This is a genomic window from Pseudaminobacter sp. Soil_N_29 (assembly GCF_057656055.1).
This window is the reverse complement of record NZ_JBDGLC010000003.1, coordinates 203619-220473: the sequence shown is the minus strand read 5'-3', so window position 1 is coordinate 220473 and position 16855 is coordinate 203619. Positions and strand designations below refer to the sequence as shown.

14 protein-coding genes are annotated in these 16855 nt (G+C 61.4%); 10 read left to right on the top strand and 4 right to left on the bottom strand.

The annotated features are described in order from the left end of the window. Positions 1 to 68: 68 nt before the first annotated feature. The 3 genes from AC3A4H_RS09690 to AC3A4H_RS09680 all read left to right on the top strand — a co-directional run bounded on the left by AC3A4H_RS09690 (position 69) and on the right by AC3A4H_RS09680 (position 3842). Positions 69 to 1481, top strand: coding sequence for a carbohydrate porin (locus AC3A4H_RS09690; RefSeq protein ID WP_487766509.1), 1413 nt, complete (start codon positions 69 to 71; stop codon positions 1479 to 1481). 227 nt (positions 1482 to 1708) lie between these two features. Continuing rightward, a complete protein-coding gene (locus tag AC3A4H_RS09685) occupies positions 1709 to 2431 on the top strand; it encodes a hypothetical protein (RefSeq protein WP_487766508.1) in 723 nt (240 codons plus the stop codon). Positions 2432 to 3011: 580 nt separating this feature from the next. Continuing rightward, complete coding sequence (locus tag AC3A4H_RS09680) at positions 3012 to 3842, top strand: glycosyltransferase family 32 protein (protein ID WP_487766507.1); 831 nt, start codon at positions 3012 to 3014, stop codon at positions 3840 to 3842. Between the two features lie 18 nt (positions 3843 to 3860). Here the strand turns inward: AC3A4H_RS09680 and AC3A4H_RS09675 are convergent, their stop codons facing one another. The 4 genes from AC3A4H_RS09675 to AC3A4H_RS09660 all read right to left on the bottom strand — a co-directional run bounded on the left by AC3A4H_RS09675 (position 3861) and on the right by AC3A4H_RS09660 (position 10477). After that, positions 3861 to 4634, bottom strand: a complete 774-nt coding sequence (locus AC3A4H_RS09675) for a hypothetical protein (RefSeq protein WP_487766506.1) — start codon at positions 4632 to 4634, stop codon at positions 3861 to 3863. 320 nt (positions 4635 to 4954) lie between these two features. Continuing rightward, on the bottom strand, positions 4955 to 7495 hold the full coding sequence (locus tag AC3A4H_RS09670) for an arylsulfatase (RefSeq protein ID WP_487766505.1): 2541 nt from the start codon (positions 7493 to 7495) through the stop codon (positions 4955 to 4957). Between the two features lie 222 nt (positions 7496 to 7717). Next, positions 7718 to 8695, bottom strand: a complete 978-nt coding sequence (locus AC3A4H_RS09665) for a formylglycine-generating enzyme family protein (protein ID WP_487766504.1) — start codon at positions 8693 to 8695, stop codon at positions 7718 to 7720. A gap of 87 nt (positions 8696 to 8782) precedes the next feature. Then, positions 8783 to 10477, bottom strand: a complete 1695-nt coding sequence (locus AC3A4H_RS09660; protein WP_487766503.1) for an arylsulfatase — start codon at positions 10475 to 10477, stop codon at positions 8783 to 8785. Positions 10478 to 10877: 400 nt separating this feature from the next. On the opposite strand from AC3A4H_RS09660, the gene AC3A4H_RS09655 reads away from it, so the two are divergent. The 7 genes from AC3A4H_RS09655 to AC3A4H_RS09625 all read left to right on the top strand — a co-directional run bounded on the left by AC3A4H_RS09655 (position 10878) and on the right by AC3A4H_RS09625 (position 16829). Next, complete coding sequence (locus AC3A4H_RS09655) at positions 10878 to 11114, top strand: hypothetical protein (protein WP_348777739.1); 237 nt, start codon at positions 10878 to 10880, stop codon at positions 11112 to 11114. A 469-nt stretch (positions 11115 to 11583) separates the two neighbouring features. Continuing rightward, entirely contained in the window at positions 11584 to 11946 is a 363-nt protein-coding gene (locus AC3A4H_RS09650; RefSeq protein ID WP_348777502.1) for a hypothetical protein, read from the top strand. A 211-nt stretch (positions 11947 to 12157) separates the two neighbouring features. Continuing rightward, positions 12158 to 12517: a VOC family protein gene (locus AC3A4H_RS09645; protein ID WP_487766502.1), complete on the top strand. Its 360-nt coding sequence runs from the start codon at positions 12158 to 12160 to the stop codon at positions 12515 to 12517. 376 nt (positions 12518 to 12893) lie between these two features. Further along, complete coding sequence (locus AC3A4H_RS09640) at positions 12894 to 15110, top strand: TonB-dependent receptor (protein ID WP_487766501.1); 2217 nt, start codon at positions 12894 to 12896, stop codon at positions 15108 to 15110. A 104-nt stretch (positions 15111 to 15214) separates the two neighbouring features. Further along, on the top strand, positions 15215 to 15658 hold the full coding sequence (locus AC3A4H_RS09635) for a hypothetical protein (protein ID WP_487766500.1): 444 nt from the start codon (positions 15215 to 15217) through the stop codon (positions 15656 to 15658). A gap of 59 nt (positions 15659 to 15717) precedes the next feature. Then, entirely contained in the window at positions 15718 to 16380 is a 663-nt protein-coding gene (locus tag AC3A4H_RS09630) for a MotA/TolQ/ExbB proton channel family protein (protein WP_487766499.1), read from the top strand. Then, entirely contained in the window at positions 16380 to 16829 is a 450-nt protein-coding gene (locus tag AC3A4H_RS09625; protein ID WP_487766498.1) for a biopolymer transporter ExbD, read from the top strand. The genes AC3A4H_RS09630 and AC3A4H_RS09625 overlap by 1 nt, the downstream gene beginning before the upstream one ends. Positions 16830 to 16855: the final 26 nt, after the last annotated feature.

Here is a 16855-nt window from a genome sequence, read left to right as displayed (position 1 = left end):
CGGTGCATCTTCCGAAACGTAACCTGCCTCTGGCGCGAAAGCTGAGGTACTGAGTGGAGCGGACGCTGATGCGATTGAAGCCTGCATTACTCCCCCTACTGAAGCGCCTGCTTGGCGGGGCGCTGCTCGTAAGCAGCTTGGCGCTCGTGGCGTTCCAGCCCCTGCCGGCACATGCCGATGCCGCCGACAGCAGCTCACCTCAGAGCATCTGGGAATGGGGCACGTTGACCGGCGATTGGGGCGGACACCGGAAGGCCCTGAAGGACAAGGGCATCGAGTTCACGATCAACTATATCGGCGAGATCATGAACGTCGTGTCGGGAGGAGTGAGGCGCGGCTCCACCTACGAGGGGCAACTGAACGTCACTACGGATCTCGACCTCGAGCGGCTTCTCGGCTGGAAGGGGATGAAGGCCCAGGCCACAATCTTCCAGATACACGATGTGGATAACCGCAATGTTGAGAGCAATGTCGAGAGCCTGGCCGACCCCAGCAGCATCGATGCGCTGCCGACCACTCGTCTCTTTACCGCATGGATCGAGCGGGATTTCGAAAAATCGGCTTCCTTCCGCATTGGCCAGCTGGCGGCCGACAGCGAATTCATCATAGCTCCGACTGCCGCAGGATTGATCAACAGCACCTTCGGCTGGCCGGCTCTCAACATGGCGGATCTGCCGAGCGGAGGGCCCGCCTATCCCCTTGCCACGCCCGGCGCACGGCTGCTGCTGGGGCAGGACAAGCCCTGGTCGCTCCTCACCGCCATCTTTAGCGGCAATCCGGCCGGCTCGCATTGCACGACCAATCCGCAGGCCTGCGATCGCTATGGCCTGACTTTCAGCTTCAGCGGCGGGGCCTTGATCTTTGCGGAGGCGCGCTACACTGCCGAAAAAACGGATCACGATGCAGGCCAAGCCGCGATCTACAAGCTGGGCGGTTGGTACCATACTGGAGATTTCGCCGACCAACGGTTTGGAACCGATCGCGCCGGCGATGAGATTTCGCTTGCCTTGCCGGGCGTCTCTCCGCTCATGCATCGCGGCAACTGGGGGATCTATGCGGTTGCTGACCAGCCGCTGTGGAGCGCCGGCTCGCGCGACATCAGCGCCTTCCTGCGAGGCGAGGTCGTCCCTGCCGACCGCAACCTGGTTTCCTGGTATGTCGATGGCGGCATCGGGATCAAGGGACCGTTCGAGGCGCGCCCCAAGGACAGTTTGACGGTCGGCCTCGCCTATTCCAGGATCAGCAACGACGCGATTGCGCTCGACCGGGAGAAGGTCGCAGAGCTCGGGGCGGGCCCGATCCGCTCCGGCGAACTGGCGGTGGAGGTCAGCTACATAGCGCAGATCAGCCCCTGGTGGTCGCTCCAGCCGGACTTCCAGTACATCGTCCGGCCCGGCGGTGGAGCTCCCGATCCTGCGAATCCTTCCTCTCGCATACCCAATGCAACCGTGATCGGCCTGCGGACCACGATCAAGTTCTGAGGCCGCGCAAGGGGCAGATGAGACGCAAAAAGAGCCCGCTACCTCGGAGAGAAGACGTTTTGCTTGCAACCGGTGGGTGGGCAGCGCGTTACACTGGAAGGACCAAGGCGCGCACGACAAGGCAAGATGCGGCCGCGAGAACTCGGCTACCCGGAGGGGAACGTCGAGGGTAGCAAAGATTCCCCGACCGAACGACATCGGGCGCACCTCGAAGAATGGAGGTTCCCATGTCAATTGTCACAGGTTCTGAAAGCACCTTCCAGGAAGCTGCAACATATGGCGGACTAGTCGATGCCATCGGCGGCGTAGCGACCATCGTTCTGGCGATAGTCGCCTTGTCCGGCTTGGGCCAGCCCATGCTGGCCGCCGTTGCCACGATCGTCTTCGGCGTGGCCCTGTTGATACAGGGCGGTACCATGCTGACGGAATACACCAAGCTGCTTGGACCGGCTGGCGCCGGCGGCGCGACCGAGGAACTGACGGGAGGCGGCGGCATTTCGGCGCTGTTCCTGGTGGGAGCAGCTGGCATCGTGCTTGGTGTGCTTGCGCTTATCGGCATCTCTTCGGCCACTCTCACGGCTGCGGCGGTCATCGCGTTCGGAGGTGCGCTGCTGTTGAGCAGCAATTCGGTCTGGCATCTTTATCGAGCAAAGCAGGCCCGGTATCGAAGCGGGGCTGCCCGGGAAATCTCGGCGGCCGAGTTCGTGGCCGGTGAAATGGCGGCGGGTTCTGGGGTTCTGCAGTGCCTTTCAGGTCTTGCCGCGATCGTCCTCGGCATTCTTGCGGTGACCGGAACAACCCCCTACGTGCTCACCCTCACGGGCCTCCTCGTTCTCGGGGCCACGGTGCTCATGACCGGCAGCACGCTCAGTGGCACTGTCATGGGCTTCATGGAGCCGAGCGCAAAGGCCAGAGGCGAGTTCCCCGCACGGCCAGGCGCGGCCGAATAGGCAAGCTCAAGCCGAGCTCGCATCGATCAAAGCGGCGCACGGAAACGCCCGTCATCCCTTGCGGAGAACGGCGGGCGTTTGCGGCTGGCCGGAACGAGGCGCTTCGGCCGGTTCAGAGAGAGTTGAAGGGCGGCTCCGTCAGCCGAAGCAACTAGTGAAATTTTGCAGCTCGTTGCAGCAAAGCGTCCCCGACCTCTACAATCCACATCTCGCATATGCAGCGTCTTGCCAGCCGCAATATTCTGACAGAGGACTAAAACCCAAGTGTTTCTGTCTCGTGTTAGCGGGCGCCTGCGATGTTTCACCTTGACAGTGTAAGTTGATGATTTAGAGCCAATTGCCGGGGAATTTTTATTGTGGGGGACGGTCGTTGGGCCATGATAATAACGGTCATCGAGATACGCTAATATTTTGTCTGGTAGTATTGATCTGCGTGGCAGGTGCCATGGCAGTACAACTGCTCTCTCCTAAACTGCGCGATTGGTTCCCAGCCGGCCGACAGATACTCCGAAGCGCAGACTGATAGAACGCGCTTGCCAACCCATTTGGCCATATCGGCCGCATGCATGAGAAGGCCGGAATGTCGGGAAATGATGTGAATTTTATCTGGGTCGGGTCGACCTTGGGTCAAGTGCACGCCGCTTGCCTACGCTCGTTTCAGCGGCACGGCTACAACGTGGTCTTGCATACGTTCGATCCGCCAGCCGACACGCCCGAGGGCGTCAGTATTTTCGACGCCTCGAAACTCATGAGACGCGATGAAATCGTCGCATATCGAGCATCAGGAAGCCTGGCCCTCACCGCCAACATCTACAGGTATCGGATTCTTCGAGAAGGTCTTGGTATCTATGTCGATTGCGATGTTTACTGCCTTCGCCGTTTCCCGGATCATGACTACTTGCTGGGTTGGGAGTCGGATCACACCATCTGCAACGCAGTCATGGCTGCCCCGTCGGACAGCGAGCTGGTCCGCCAACTCAATGCTGCCGCCGGCGACAGGGCCTTTATCCCACCCTGGCGTTCAAAACGTCGCCAGCGCATCATGAGATTTCGCAAGGCTATTGGCATACCTGAAACGCCAGAGCAGATGCCTTGGGGTACGCTTGGCCCCAAACTCCTTACCTACTGCGTCGAATCGCTCGGATTGCACGACGTGGTCCAGCCTATCGACGCCTTCTACCCGCTTCACTTCTCTCATACGCCGCTGCTGAGAGATCCTTCTTTGAAATTAGCCGACCTGGTGACGCCGCGCTCCTTTGCGTTGCATCTGTGCCACTCGCGACTGGATCGCGAAGCTATACCGAAGGGTAGCCCTTTGGACCAACTGGTGAGCTCGCAGCCAAGTGGACACACCATCCGTCCCAGCCTCGTCCTCACCGCAGCGGCGAACCCCCAGCGCGGCAGAGGCTAGAGCGAGATACGCACTCCTTCAAAAGTGGATGCCAAGGCTTGCGAAGAGACCGTGCTGGGTCACGTCGAAGACAAAGCCGCCTTTTCTGTAGTCGGTGTAGATGGCCCGGTAGCCCAGGGCGGTCGATATCGTCTCAGACCAGTTATAGCCCACGGTCGCGAAGCCCTGCGCCGTTATCTTCGAACCGGCACCGAAGCCGCCGACATCGCCGAGCGCGTTGATGAACCAGCGATCATTGATGTCGTAATGCATGGCCAGGCCTACGGTCGGATCGATCCACTGCTTCACGTCCTCGCCGCTGAGCTGTGGCAGGCCGCCGGGGCGCTGGAGATCAATGTTCATCGTCAGACGCTGGTAGCGCGCGCCGACAGTTGCGCTGAGATCCATTTTGGGCACGCCGACAGGCAGCTGGTAGCCAAGCAGGGCCGAAGCCGTCAGCTGTCTTAGATCCAGATCGATCGAGCCGCCGTCGGGGGTCGACTTGTCCTCCGAAAGCTTCACCCACATCAGATCGGCAAGCAGCAGCCAATCATCCTTCCTTGCGCCAAACGAGCCCATGAGGGCTCCGTCGAGATGCCTGAGGGCGTCCAGGGGCGTCACGTTGATGTGGGTTGGCGGCAGGCCCAGAACCCCGACATCGCCGGCGACGCCGGCTGCCCAGCCATAAAGCGTCAGCTGGTAGCGCCATTCCGAAGGGACCGGGGGCGGCGGCGCCGTTTCGAGATCGGCCGCCACGACAGGAGAGGTGAAGATCGTCAGCGAAGTCAGGCATGCACGGCCAATCGCTTTCATGTCGGTCCTCGTTCGGGGCCAGGAGTTCGGCACAATAGACGTTCGTGTCTACCGTGCGATCAAATGAGACAATTCAAATTCATCGGCTCCGGCAGAGTGCTTCTTCTATCATGTTATTTGGCATGCACAAATAACGGCATTGATTATCCGACAGAAAGCATCACCGAATTTCGGGTCACCGCGACGGCGAGGCGGGAACGGCTCATGTGAGTTCCGGCGGGGCAGCTTCTTGCTCCGCCGGACAGCACAACCGCGTCGGACGACCAACCGCTAGCCGGCTCGAACCCGGTCGCGGCCCTTGCGTCCCGAATCCGGAACCGTCACTTCGCGTCCTGTCCGGCGCGGTATGCATCCGACAGCCGCTTTTCGTCCTCCGGCGTAAGATGCGGAGGCTCGAGGGTGATCGTCAGCTTGTCGATCTTGCCGGTGAACGGGAATGGGACCTGATAGTTCTGGTCGTCCACCGGGGTGCCGGTATCGGAACCGATATCGAACGTCTCATCGATCGGCAGTATCAGCGGGATGGTGCGTTCCATCATCTGCGATGAAACCTCGCGGCCGTCGATCTTCAGCACGCCGGTGCCGCCGCGCCCGATGCCGCTCAGATTGTTGAAGGCCAGGGTGGCAAAGCCGAGCCCGTCATATTTGAAATCGAACTCGATGGTGTGCTTGCCGGGCGCCAGCGCTTCGGGGCCCTCCCAGTGCATGCGCTTGAGGTCGAGAAGATTCCAGGTGAACATCGGCTTGCCCTTGAGCAGGTATAGCCCGTAGCCACCGAACCGCCCGCCTTCGGTGACGATCACACCTTCGGCGCCCGATTGCGGCACGTCGATTTCGGCCTTGATCGTATAGGAGGTGTTGAGCAGGCCTGGGGCGGCGTTGTCCGGAATACCGGTCACGCCCTCGCCCGAATAGGTGAAGACCTTTCGCCCTGCCGCGAGATTTGGCCGCGGGGAGACGACGCGTGTTGCCACGGACGCGTCGAGCGGCAGCACCTGGTACTTGGCGAACTGGCCGAACATCAGGTCGGTCATCTCGCGCATCTTGTCTGGATGGTCCGCCGCAACGTCGTTGTTCTGCGTCCAGTCCTTGCTTGTGTCGTAAAGCTCGAACTTGAAGGCGCTTGCCGGGTCGAGGATGGCCTTGCCCAGAAGATCCCAGGGCGGACGAATGGGAACGGCGCTCAGCATCCAGCCGTCATTGTATAGCCCCTGCACGCCGAACATCTCGAAATACTGCGTCTTGTGTTTGGTGGGTGCGTTCGCGTTGGCCTTGTCGAAGGTGTACATCATGCTGCCCCCTTCGATGGGCTTCTGGGCGATGCCGTCGACCATGGAGGGCGCAGGAATGCCGGTGGCTTCGAGCAGCGTCGGCACGATATCGATGACATGGTGGAACTGATTGCGGACGCCGCCCTTGTCGGTGATGTGTCCGGGCCAGGATATAGCCATGCCCTGGCGCGTGCCGCCGAAGAAGGACGGAATCTGCTTCGTCCATTTGTACGGCGTACCGAAGGCCCAGGCCCAGCCCACTGCCATGTGGTTGTAGGTCTTGTCGCTTCCCCAGGCGTCATACCATTTCATCTGTTCGGCGACAGGCAGTTCCACGCCATTGAACTGCATGATCTCGCTTGGGGTGCCGTTGGGCGAGCCTTCGGCGGAAGCGCCATTGTCGCCGCTGATGTAGATGATCAGCGTGTTGTCGAGCTTGCCGAGATCCTCTACCGCCTGGACCACACGGCCGATCTCATGATCGGCATAGGCAAGATAGGCGCCATAGACGTCCGCCTGCCGGATGAACAGCTTCTTCTCGTCCGGATTGAGCGTATCCCATTGCCTCAGCAGCTTGTCGGGCCAGGGTGTCAGCTGCGCATCGGCAGGGATGACGCCGAGCCTCTTCTGGTTCTCGAATATCTGCTCGCGCAGGGCGTTCCAGCCCTTATCGAACAGGTGCATGTCGCTGATCTTCTTGATCCATTCCGGCGTCGCATGATGCGGGGCGTGGGTGGCGCCCGGCACGTAATAGAGGAAGAACGGCATCGATGGATCGATGCTGTTCAACTGATTGAGCCAATGAATGGCGTCATCCGCCATCGCTGTCTCCAGGTTCCAGCTTGGGTTGCCGACATAGGGGTATATGGCCGTAGTGTTGCGGAAGAGGTTCGGCTGCCACTGGCTGGTGTCGCCGCCGACGAAACCGTAGAAATACTCGAACCCCATTCCGGTCGGCCACTGGTCGAAGGGGCCCGCCTGGCTTGCCTGGTAGGTCGGCGTATTGTGGTTCTTGCCGAACCAGGAGGTCCGATAGCCATTTTCGAGCAGGATACGCCCTATGGTGGCGCTGTCCTTCGGGATGATGCTGTTATAGCCGGGAAAGCCGGTCGATTGCTCGGAGACCACTCCAAACCCGGCAGAATGGTGGTTGCGGCCGGTGATCAGCGCCGCCCGGGTCGGCGAGCACAACGCCGTCGAATGGAAGTTGGTGTAGCGCAGGCCATTGGCGGCGATGCGGTCCAGGGTGGGCGTCGGGATCACTCCGCCGAAGGTGGACGGCGCGCCGAAACCGACGTCATCGGTCATGATGAGCAGGACGTTGGGAGCACCCTTCGGCGGCACCACGCGCGGCGGCCAGGCCGGCTTCGACTGGGCCGCGTTGAGGTTTATCTCGCCCTGGAACGGCTGCGGCGGCGGCGGCAGGTAGCGGCCGTCGATCGTCGACGTTGCATTGGGGGCGCCTGGAACATTGGGCGCTTCCTGCGCAATCGCCGGGGTCGATGCCGCGCAAGCCAGGCCCCAGACCAGTATGGAAACAGACGCAGCCTTCTGGCTTACGTTGTGCAAAAGACGGCCAATGGTACCCATAGATTCCTCCATGAGCGCAAATCCGCCGCCACGGAATTCCGCGTCCCGTTAATATATCGCCCCCCCTGCCCTTCAAGTTCGATCCGTTGTGTGGGCTCTCGAGGCAGCCTGTGGTCTACAGTCCAGTCATGCAGCCGGAATGGCCAATCAAATCAGAAACTCTCCCGATGGTTCCATCGACCGGCGGTCAGACAGTTCCCATCGGAGCATCGACACCATCGCTTACCCCTGCGCTCCTCTTGCGATGCATCTGAAGCCCAGATGCGAAATGGATGTATCGATCGGCTGAGCCATGCGGGCCGCCGGCCGATAGCGACGGCAATAGTTCGGCGCGCAGAGATGAGAGCCTCCCTTGGTCACCTTCCGCGGTATCCGCGTGCCGGGCTGTCGCGGGTCGACACTCGCCTCCCTGCTGGCGCCGCGCGGGTTCACAGCCGTGCAGCAGGGGCTGTCCGCCCCGCCGTGCTCCTGATACCAATCGGCCGTCCACTGCCAGACATTTCCGGCCATATCGTAGAGGCCATAGCCGTTGGGCGGAAACGAGCCGACCGGGGCCGTGTATTCGAAGCCGTCTTCCAGCGTATTGCGGTAGGGAAACTCGCCCTGCCAGGTATTGGCCATATGCTTGCCGCCAGGCGCAAGCTCGTCGCCCCAGACGAATTCGGCGCCCTCCAGGCCGCCTCGGGCCGCAAACTCCCACTCGGCCTCGGTGGGCAGCTCCTTGCCGATCCACTTCGCGTAGGCCTCGACGTCTTCCCAGGCGACATGCACGACGGGATGTTCCATCAGCTTCCTGATCGAGCTGGCGGGGCCTCGCGGGTGGCGCCAGTTCGCTCCCTTCACATAGACCCACCAGTTGTAGTGGTTGTGCATGTCGACAGGGGCCAACGGTTTTACGAATATGGTCGACGACGGCGCGAGCATTCCCGGCAGCGCACCGGGATAGTCGTCCGGACTGGCCGGCCTTTCGGCCAGCGTGACATAGCCGGTCTCCTCCACGAAGCGCGAGAACTGGCGATTGGTGACGGTGAACATGTCCATCCAGAAACCGTCCACACTGACCCGATGGGCCGGAGCCTCCTCTGGATAGTATCGATCCGAGCCCATCAGGAACTCGCCGCCGGGCACCCAGACCATGTCGGAAAAAGGTGCCTGGCCGGCAGCGGCACCGGGGTCGATCAGCTTTGTGCTTTTGTCCATCGCCACCTCACCATGGACCCAATTTTCAATACGCGGGGGCGCTTCGGGCCGGCGGCTGACGGGAGCCCGCCGGCCTTTAGCCGGGCGTCAGTTGCCCGCTTGCGACTTCATAGCCTTCTCAATCTGCGCCTTGACGCTCTCCAGATTGAAGCTCGCCCCCCTCTGCATGGGAGGAAATTCGAGTGCCGTCTGCGCAAGCCTCGCGACCTGCTGCTGGGCGAACTGGAAGCGCCAGAACTGGTAGACGAAGTAGTTGTAAAAGGCCAACGAGCCCCTATCGCCGCTCGGCATGCCGGTGCGCTCGAAGGGGTCGAGACGGAGATTGGTCAACATTGGCCAGTCAAGCTTGACGGTACCGCCCAGCCACCCGGTTGGCTGGTCGGTGAAACGGTATTTGAAATCGTCGATCCGGACCGCGGCCAGCGTGCTCTCGGTGAAGTAGAATATCTCGTGGCGAGCCGACGGGCCTTTCCCGGTTATCAGGTCCATCTGGTTGTAGCCGTCGAGATGAACCTTGTAATTGGTCTCGCCCAGCTGCTTGCCGGCCTTCAGCTCTTCGGCGATGTTCGGATTGCCCGCGGCCGCGACAAAGGTCGGGAACCAGTCGAGGCCCGAGATGATGCCGTTCTCGATCTTGCCTGCCGGCACATGACCGGGCCAGCGGATGATGCAGGGCACCCGGAAGCCGCCTTCCAGTCCCGTTCCCTTGCCGCCGGCAAACGGCGTCTGTCCGCCATCCGGCCAGGTGAAATTCTCGGCCCCATTGTCGGTCGTGAACACGACGATCGTGTTGTCGTCCAGGCCGTCGTCCTTCAGCTTCTGCATGACCGCGCCGACGTCGTCGTCGAGCTGTGCCATGCCCGCCTCCTCCTCGCTCCAGCCGTTTTCGGGCGTGCGCATCTTCTCGTATTTTTCGGAAAGGTGGGTCACCACGTGCATGCGCGTCGGGTTCAGCCAGACGAAGAACGGCCTGTTCTGCTGCTTCGCCTGATCGATGAAGGCGAGAGTGAACTTCAGGATCTCGTCGTCCACCGTTTCCATCCGTTTTGGATAGAGCGGCCCGGCGTCCTCGATGCGTTGCTTGCCGATCTTTCCCCAGCGCGGCTGCACCGTCGTGTCGTCGGTGGCGGTCGCCCAGGAGTGGACCATGTTGCGCGGGCCCACAGTGTCGCGGAGTTCCGGCGGGTAGTTCGGGTGCGCAGGGTCTTCCATGGCGTCGAGGTGATAGAGATAGCCGAAGAACTCGTCGAAGCCGTGGACGGTCGGCAGGAATTCGTTGAGATCGCCCAGATGGTTCTTGCCGAACTGGCCGGTGTTGTAGCCCATCGACTTGAGCGCAGTGGCGATGGTCGGAGCCTGCGCCGGTATGCCGAGCTTTGAGCCTGCCTGGCCGACTGTGGTGAGACCGGTGCGGATCGGCAATTCCCCCGTTATGAAATTGGCGCGACCGGCGGTGCAGCTTGCTTCGGCATAGTAGTCGGTGAACAGCATGCCTTCGCTGGCCAGCCTGTCGAGGTTCGGCGTCCTTCCGGCCATGATGCCGCGGTGATAGGCGCCCACATTGAACCAGCCGATATCATCTCCCATGATGCAGATGATGTTGGGCGGCCTGTTGGCCGGAGTGTCCGGGGCTTCTTCCTGCGCCTGGGCAATCCGGACTGAACTGCCGGTTGCGATTGCTGACGCGGCTGCAAGCGCCGTGCCGCCGAGCAAGACGCTGCGCCTGTTGACGACAGCGTCGGTTGCCTCGCTTCGACGGCCTTCTTCCTGCTTGCTGGACATCGCACGCTCCTTCGATTGAGATCACCAATTTGAGTTGGCAGGCATGCTCCCTCTCCTGGGCATTCCATCGAAATGCGCGATTGCTTTGCTTGTTCGAGCTCCCTTCGGCCGCTCACTGCTTCATGCACCCGCACTGATCGGGGGGCGCCGCTTGTTCGAGCCGGATGGCCGGTTGTTCCGGCAATGGCAGCTAGTTAGTGCGTTCCCTGCAAAGGGAAATAGACGTCGCCGGGCGTTCGCCGCTGCGATAACCGCTGCCGCCCCGACGTGACGAACACTTTTGCTCCATGCAGATTGGATCGAAATTGCCCACGGCTCGTTTCAGGGAATGGAACCCGAACAGCCTTGCCGAATTGCAAGGACTGATGCCGCGAGCGGAATCCCTTAGATGGAGGCAAAGATGCCCAACGACTCAACCTGCTGTGCAAGCTGCCGCTTCTATGACGATCACAAATTGAACGAGGCAGTGGCCAATAACGATCGCGGTCTTTGCCGCTTCAACCCACCCGTGTCCCAGCCTGATCCGCTAGGTCATGGACTCTGGCCAGTGGTCGCCGCCGATGACTGGTGCGGCCACTTCTCGCCTGAATTTCTGCACGCCGAGGCAAGGCCGACCCAGACAATGCGACCAGTATGAACTGGTCCACTGTCAATTTCGGCAAATCTTCGTCGTATAAAAAAACGTTCTTCTTCTGAATGAACTCGTCACTCATCCGTCGTCTCACCCGAGGCGGCGGGCTCTTTTGCGCGCAACTATCTTGCGTATTGGCAACCGAACAGCGCTTGTCTTGCCAAGCGGCGGAATGAGCGTACTATAATCGGGTCTCCGGCCAATTTCTAGGGCGCCGGCGATTGGAAGAGATCATCGCGCTTTCGCCCCAATTGGAGAAAGCGTATGGGCCGCCCAACATAGATCCTCCTCCCCCGCAATATCCGAACCATCGTGCAGCCCGCGTTTGAACGCGTCCGTTGTGGCGTCTGCCCCGTCGCGGGGCGGAAGTGCAACGCCTTGGCAATAAGGCACGCAATCCTCTGAAGACGGGCCACATCAGGAAAGCCGCGCCTATCAGAGAGCCCCCCAGGCTGAAGCCTAGAAAGGAGATGGTATGCGTACCTATCTCTCGACCAATCCCCATCAACGCGGAAATCTTGCCCCCGAAGAATTAGACTTGCTCGACAAGCTGATCCGGCGAGCAGCCGAGGCGCTGCACATAGATGATCCCGCCGATCGCAACGAAGTGGCGGCGAGGGTTTTGTCGCTCTACACCCTCGGCGGCAGAAGCGAGGAAGACATCCTCGAGCTGACGATCCGCCTGCACCGGGAAGGCTTCGCCCCCGGCGGTCGGCGCTCGGATAGCCCGCCCCCCAAGCGGATCAGGACCGAGCGGCAGCGCCGTCGCCTGACGGAAGAAGACAAATCGGCCGGCGCAGCACCCGCTCGCCAGGATCGCCAAGCCCTTGAACGCTGAAGCCAGTTCGTTCGGCCTCGTCCCTCACGCCCTCCTGAAGTTCAAGCAGTGCCCCTCCTCGGCGTTCGACCGGCGCGGCAGGAGGGGGCGAGCCCTCGGCTACCTGCCGGGGGCAGCGAGCAGATCCTATGAAGACACAGGAGTTTGCTGCTAACTAGCCAGCGGAACTCACACGGGTTGTCCGAAACTGTCAGCCTTTCAGGGGGACAAAATGGCAGTACACCGCATCGTCGCGAACATTGCCGCAGACGCAGTCCCGGAGGTTCGGAAATTCTACTCCGATCTCTTCGGGCTCGAGACGATAATGGATCTGGGATGGATCGTCACGCTGACCTCCCGCGAGAATGCCCTCACCCAGATCAGCATCCTCAGCGAAGGCGGCTCCGGCGCTCCTGTTCCCGACCTGTCGATTGAGGTCGACGATGTGGACGAGGTGCATCGTCGAGCCAGAGAAATGGGATGCGAGTTCGTCCACGATTTGACCGACGAGCCGTGGGGCGTAAGGCGCTTTTTCATCTACGACCCGACGGGAAAAATACTCAACGTGCTATCGCATGTTGGCCAGACATAGCCGGCAAGCGCGGATTGCGTTCTAGTATAGCTCCTCCCATCGCCTGCGGATTCAGGCTTGAGGCCCGTAGTTCGAAGAAGTAGCGTTGATCATTGAGCGTCGAAGCTCAGTTGTTGCGGGTGCGTGAGGGGGCATGGGAACTTCACTGCGGCGACTATTCTTCATCGTTGGCGCACAATGTGTCATCGTCAGCTCACCCTCACTTGCCCAGCAGGCCGGGCAGACGCTCAAACTGCCACCGATCGAGATCAGTCCTGAGAAGCCCGCGGTTTCCACGGCGAAGAAGCCGGTTCCCCAGGCCCGTCCGCCAGCGCCACCCCCAGCGCCGGCCCCTCCGCCGCCGCCCGTGGCGGCCGAGACGGTGCCGACGACGCCGATGACGGGTACGGAGGTTCTGTCCGCCGACGTCCCGGCAGCGGTCAACAAGATCGACGCCAAGGAGTTCGAAAAGCAAAGCTCGCCCAGCGTGGTCAGCACCATGCTGGTTAACGTGCCGAGCGTTTCGAGCACCAGCGAAAGCGGCAACTCATTCGAACCGGACCTGCAATTCCGCGGCTTCATCGCAACGCCGCTGACGGGAACTCCCGTCGGCCTTGCCGTCTACCAGAACGGCGTGCGCATCAACGAGGCGTTCGGCGACAATGTCCATTGGGACTTCATTCCGCCCGACGCCGTCCATACGATGGATATCGTCACCGCCAACCCGATCTTCGGCCTGAATGCGCTCGGCGGCGCCGTCACCGTGCAGATGAAGAACGGCTTCAACTTCCAAGGCGTCGAAAACGACTTCGTGGTCGGGTCGTTTGGGCGGGTTCAGGATTCCTTCCAATGGGGCAAGCAGGACGGCAATTTCGCCACCTATCTCGCCCTCGACGGCGCCTACGAAAGAGGCTTTCGCGAGCGCTCGTCGTCAACCATCCGTCGCCTCTACGGCGACGTCGGCTACAAGGACGACAAAAGCGAAATCCATCTCAACGTCACGGCGGCGCACAACTTCTTCAATGCGCCGGCCACGACGCCGGTTGTGCTGCTCGACCAGGACTACAGCGCCGTCTACACCAATCCCCAGACCGACGACCTGCTGATGGGGATGATCAGCCTGCAGGGAAACACCAGGCTGACCGACACGCGGACGCTCTCCGGCACGCTCTACTACCGGCACCTGACAGACCGCCATGTGGACGGGAACGACACGGAAGTACAGTTCTGCGATCCCCCTAACGAAGACCTGCTCTGCTTCGGCGACGGCGAGACGCCCGCAAACGGACTGAACGGCGAACAGTTGCCGAACCTTTTTCTGCCGACGGATGTCATTGGCGAGATCGATCGCAACAACACGCGGACCAATGGCTGGGGCGGCACAGTCCAGTTGGCCGATACCGCCAGGCTCAACGGAATGAACAATACCTTCGTGATCGGCGCTTCGCTCGACATGGCCGGGACAAACTTTGACGCCAGCGCAGAACTCGGCACGGTCGATCCCGACACGTTCGTTGTCACCGGAAACGGTCAGTTTCTCGGCTTTACGAGCAGCCCGGAAGGGTCGATCGGGCCAGTCGAACTGCACACCACCAACACCTATCTCGGCATCTACGCGCTCGACACCCTCGACGTGACGACAAAGCTCTCTCTGACGCTTGGCGGCCGTTTCAATTTCGCCAATATCGACCTGAAGGACCTGCTCGAAGGCGGCCCCAGTTCGCTCAGCGGCGATCACCAATATGCCCGTTTCAATCCGGTGATCGGTGGGACCTACAAGATCACACCCCAGATGCTGGCCTATGCCAGCTATTCGGAATCGAACCGTGCGCCGACACCGCTCGAACTGGGATGTTCCGACCCCAACCTGCCCTGCGTCGTCGACACCTTCCTTGTGTCGGACCCGGATCTCGATCAGGTCGTGTCCCGCACGGTCGAGATGGGGCTGCGCGGCAGGACGACGCTCTCCGGCAAGGACACCCTTGGCTGGCGCCTGGGGCTCTACCGCACCGAGAACTCGAACGACATCCTGCACGTCGTGGCTCCCATCGGCCTCACCTTCGGCTATTTCGCAAATGTCGGGAAGACACGCCGACAGGGTTTGGAGGCGGCGGCCGACTACAAGAATGGCGATTGGTCGGTCTATGCGAGCTACGCCTTTGTCGATGCAACCTACCAATCTTACGTGACGCTCAACGCGCCTTCCGGAGATCCGGCTGGCGACGAGCCGATCCATGTGGTGCCGGGCGACCATATCTCCCGCATCCCTGCCCACCACTTCAAGCTCGGGCTCGACTACAAGGTCAACGACAAATGGACGGTCGGCGGCAATGTGATCGCCGTCGGCAGCCAGTTCTTTGGCGGCGACGAGTCAAACGCGAACCCCAGGCTGCCCGGCTATGCGACCGTCAACCTGAACACCACCTACCAGATCACCAAGAACATGCAGTTCCATGCGCAGATCGAGAACCTCCTCAACACCCGGTATTATTTGAACGGCACCTATTTCGACAACACGACTTCCGTCGGCAGCCTCATCGGGGGCAGCAACACCGACACGGTGACGCCGGGCAAGCCATTTGCCGTCTATGCAGGATTGAAGGTCACCTTCTGACCCTTGCCGAAACGGGTTTCTTGAACAGATTAACTCAAGCACGATAAGTGCGCCCTTTTGAGAGGTCTGCTTTTCTTGAGATCATTTCAGGCAAGGGGAACGCAATGGTTGGAAGTCATTGCCTGTTCGGTATCTTTGCCGTGGCGCTCGCGGCTGTGCTCGGACCCGCAATATCCAAGGCTGCCGCGCCTTCCGCACCCAAGAAGATTTCGGTCGAACTGAACAAGCTCGAACCTGTCGGGAGAGGCTGCCGCGCCTATGTCGTGGTCGATAATGCCACCGATTCCGCCTACACGGTGCTGAAGATCGACCTCGTCCTGTTTCGTCCCGACGGTGTGATCGACCGGCGCATTGCCATCGACCTTGGGCCACTTCCAGCGACCAAGAAGGACGTCAAGACCTTCGACCTGGAGGCTACGCCGTGCAGCCAGATCGGAAGCATGTTCGTCAACGACGTGCTGGAGTGCAGGTCCGGCGAACAGGATGTTTCCGACTGCCTAGACAGGATCGCGGTTTCGTCGCGCGGGCCGGCCACACTGTCCAAATAGCAACGGCCAGCGGCGACCCGGGGGTCGGAAACTTTCCCGAGATTGCGGAGTTGATTGGCATGGAATCCGGCCTTTCGGTCATCGACCTCGTCCGCCACGCAGACCCGGTGGTTCAAGCCATCGTCCTCGGCCTGGCTCTCTGTTCCGTCGCCTGCTGGGCGATCATCATCGAAAAGCTCATCCGGCTCACCAGCCTCAGGCGCCAGATCAGCGCATTGGAGCAGCTTGCCGCGCATGGCGGGCGTGGCGCCGGGCAGCTTCCGGGCGTCGCGGGGGCGGTGATGTCCGCCGCCCGGAGCGAACAGGCCGATCTGGCCGCGGGGCCCGCACCGCCCTACGAGGCGCGTTCGCGGATCGAGGAAACCATGCGCGCAGCAATGCTCATCGAGTTGCGGCGCCTTGAAGGCGGACTTCCGTTCCTGGCGACAATCAGCTCCGCAGCGCCCTTCATCGGCCTCTTCGGTACCGTCTGGGGCATCATGACCAGCTTTGCGTCGATCGCGCAATCGCAGGACACCAGCCTCGAAGTCGTCGCGCCCGGCATTGCGGAAGCGCTGTTTGCAACCGCCGCCGGGCTGGCTGTGGCGATACCCGCCGTTATCGCTTTCAATCAGATATCGGCGGTGCTGGGCCGCGCCGCCCAGAGTGGCGGTGCCGCAATTCCTCCCATCGCCAGGGCCCTTGCGCGCGAGGGCGCAAAGAGCTTTGCGGAGATCGACTGATGGCCATGTCGCCTCGGCAAGCGTTCGGTGGCCGCGACGGTCTCGTCTATCGCCCCTCGGCCGAGATCAACGTCACACCGCTGGTCGACGTGACGCTGGTTCTGCTCATCATCTTCATGGTTGCCGCACCGCTGATGATGACGGGCGTGCGCGTCGATCTTCCGCGCACCAGCGCCGAGAAGATCGGACAGGTGAAGAAGCCGGTCATCGTCACCGTTGCGCCGGATGGCAGCGTCTATCTCCGCAATGAAAAGATCGCGCCGGACGATCTCGCTGCCCGACTTGACGCGTTGCGCGCTGCGGAAGGCGATGCCGTGGTGTACATCCGCGCCGACAAGGGCACGGACTACGGCACGGTGATGGAGATGCTGGGCCGCGTGAACGCAGCCGGCTACAGGCGCTTTTCCCTGCTTGCGCAGGCACCGGCAAAGGCTGCGGCCTCGCCGTGACACGGCGTCCTGGCTCCGGGCCCTGG

Coding starts and splice junctions, on each gene's coding strand:
- AC3A4H_RS09630 (WP_487766499.1), top strand. CDS start 15,718: ATGGAATCCGGCCTTTCGGTCATCGACCTCGTCCGCCACGCAGACCCG.
- AC3A4H_RS09645 (WP_487766502.1), top strand. CDS start 12,158: ATGGCAGTACACCGCATCGTCGCGAACATTGCCGCAGACGCAGTCCCG.
- AC3A4H_RS09655 (WP_348777739.1), top strand. CDS start 10,878: ATGCCCAACGACTCAACCTGCTGTGCAAGCTGCCGCTTCTATGACGAT.
- AC3A4H_RS09675 (WP_487766506.1), bottom strand. CDS start 4,634: ATGAAAGCGATTGGCCGTGCATGCCTGACTTCGCTGACGATCTTCACC.
- AC3A4H_RS09625 (WP_487766498.1), top strand. CDS start 16,380: ATGGCCATGTCGCCTCGGCAAGCGTTCGGTGGCCGCGACGGTCTCGTC.
- AC3A4H_RS09680 (WP_487766507.1), top strand. CDS start 3,012: ATGTCGGGAAATGATGTGAATTTTATCTGGGTCGGGTCGACCTTGGGT.
- AC3A4H_RS09685 (WP_487766508.1), top strand. CDS start 1,709: ATGTCAATTGTCACAGGTTCTGAAAGCACCTTCCAGGAAGCTGCAACA.
- AC3A4H_RS09635 (WP_487766500.1), top strand. CDS start 15,215: ATGGTTGGAAGTCATTGCCTGTTCGGTATCTTTGCCGTGGCGCTCGCG.
- AC3A4H_RS09665 (WP_487766504.1), bottom strand. CDS start 8,695: ATGGACAAAAGCACAAAGCTGATCGACCCCGGTGCCGCTGCCGGCCAG.
- AC3A4H_RS09640 (WP_487766501.1), top strand. CDS start 12,894: ATGACGGGTACGGAGGTTCTGTCCGCCGACGTCCCGGCAGCGGTCAAC.
- AC3A4H_RS09660 (WP_487766503.1), bottom strand. CDS start 10,477: ATGTCCAGCAAGCAGGAAGAAGGCCGTCGAAGCGAGGCAACCGACGCT.
- AC3A4H_RS09690 (WP_487766509.1), top strand. CDS start 69: ATGCGATTGAAGCCTGCATTACTCCCCCTACTGAAGCGCCTGCTTGGC.
- AC3A4H_RS09650 (WP_348777502.1), top strand. CDS start 11,584: ATGCGTACCTATCTCTCGACCAATCCCCATCAACGCGGAAATCTTGCC.
- AC3A4H_RS09670 (WP_487766505.1), bottom strand. CDS start 7,495: ATGGGTACCATTGGCCGTCTTTTGCACAACGTAAGCCAGAAGGCTGCG.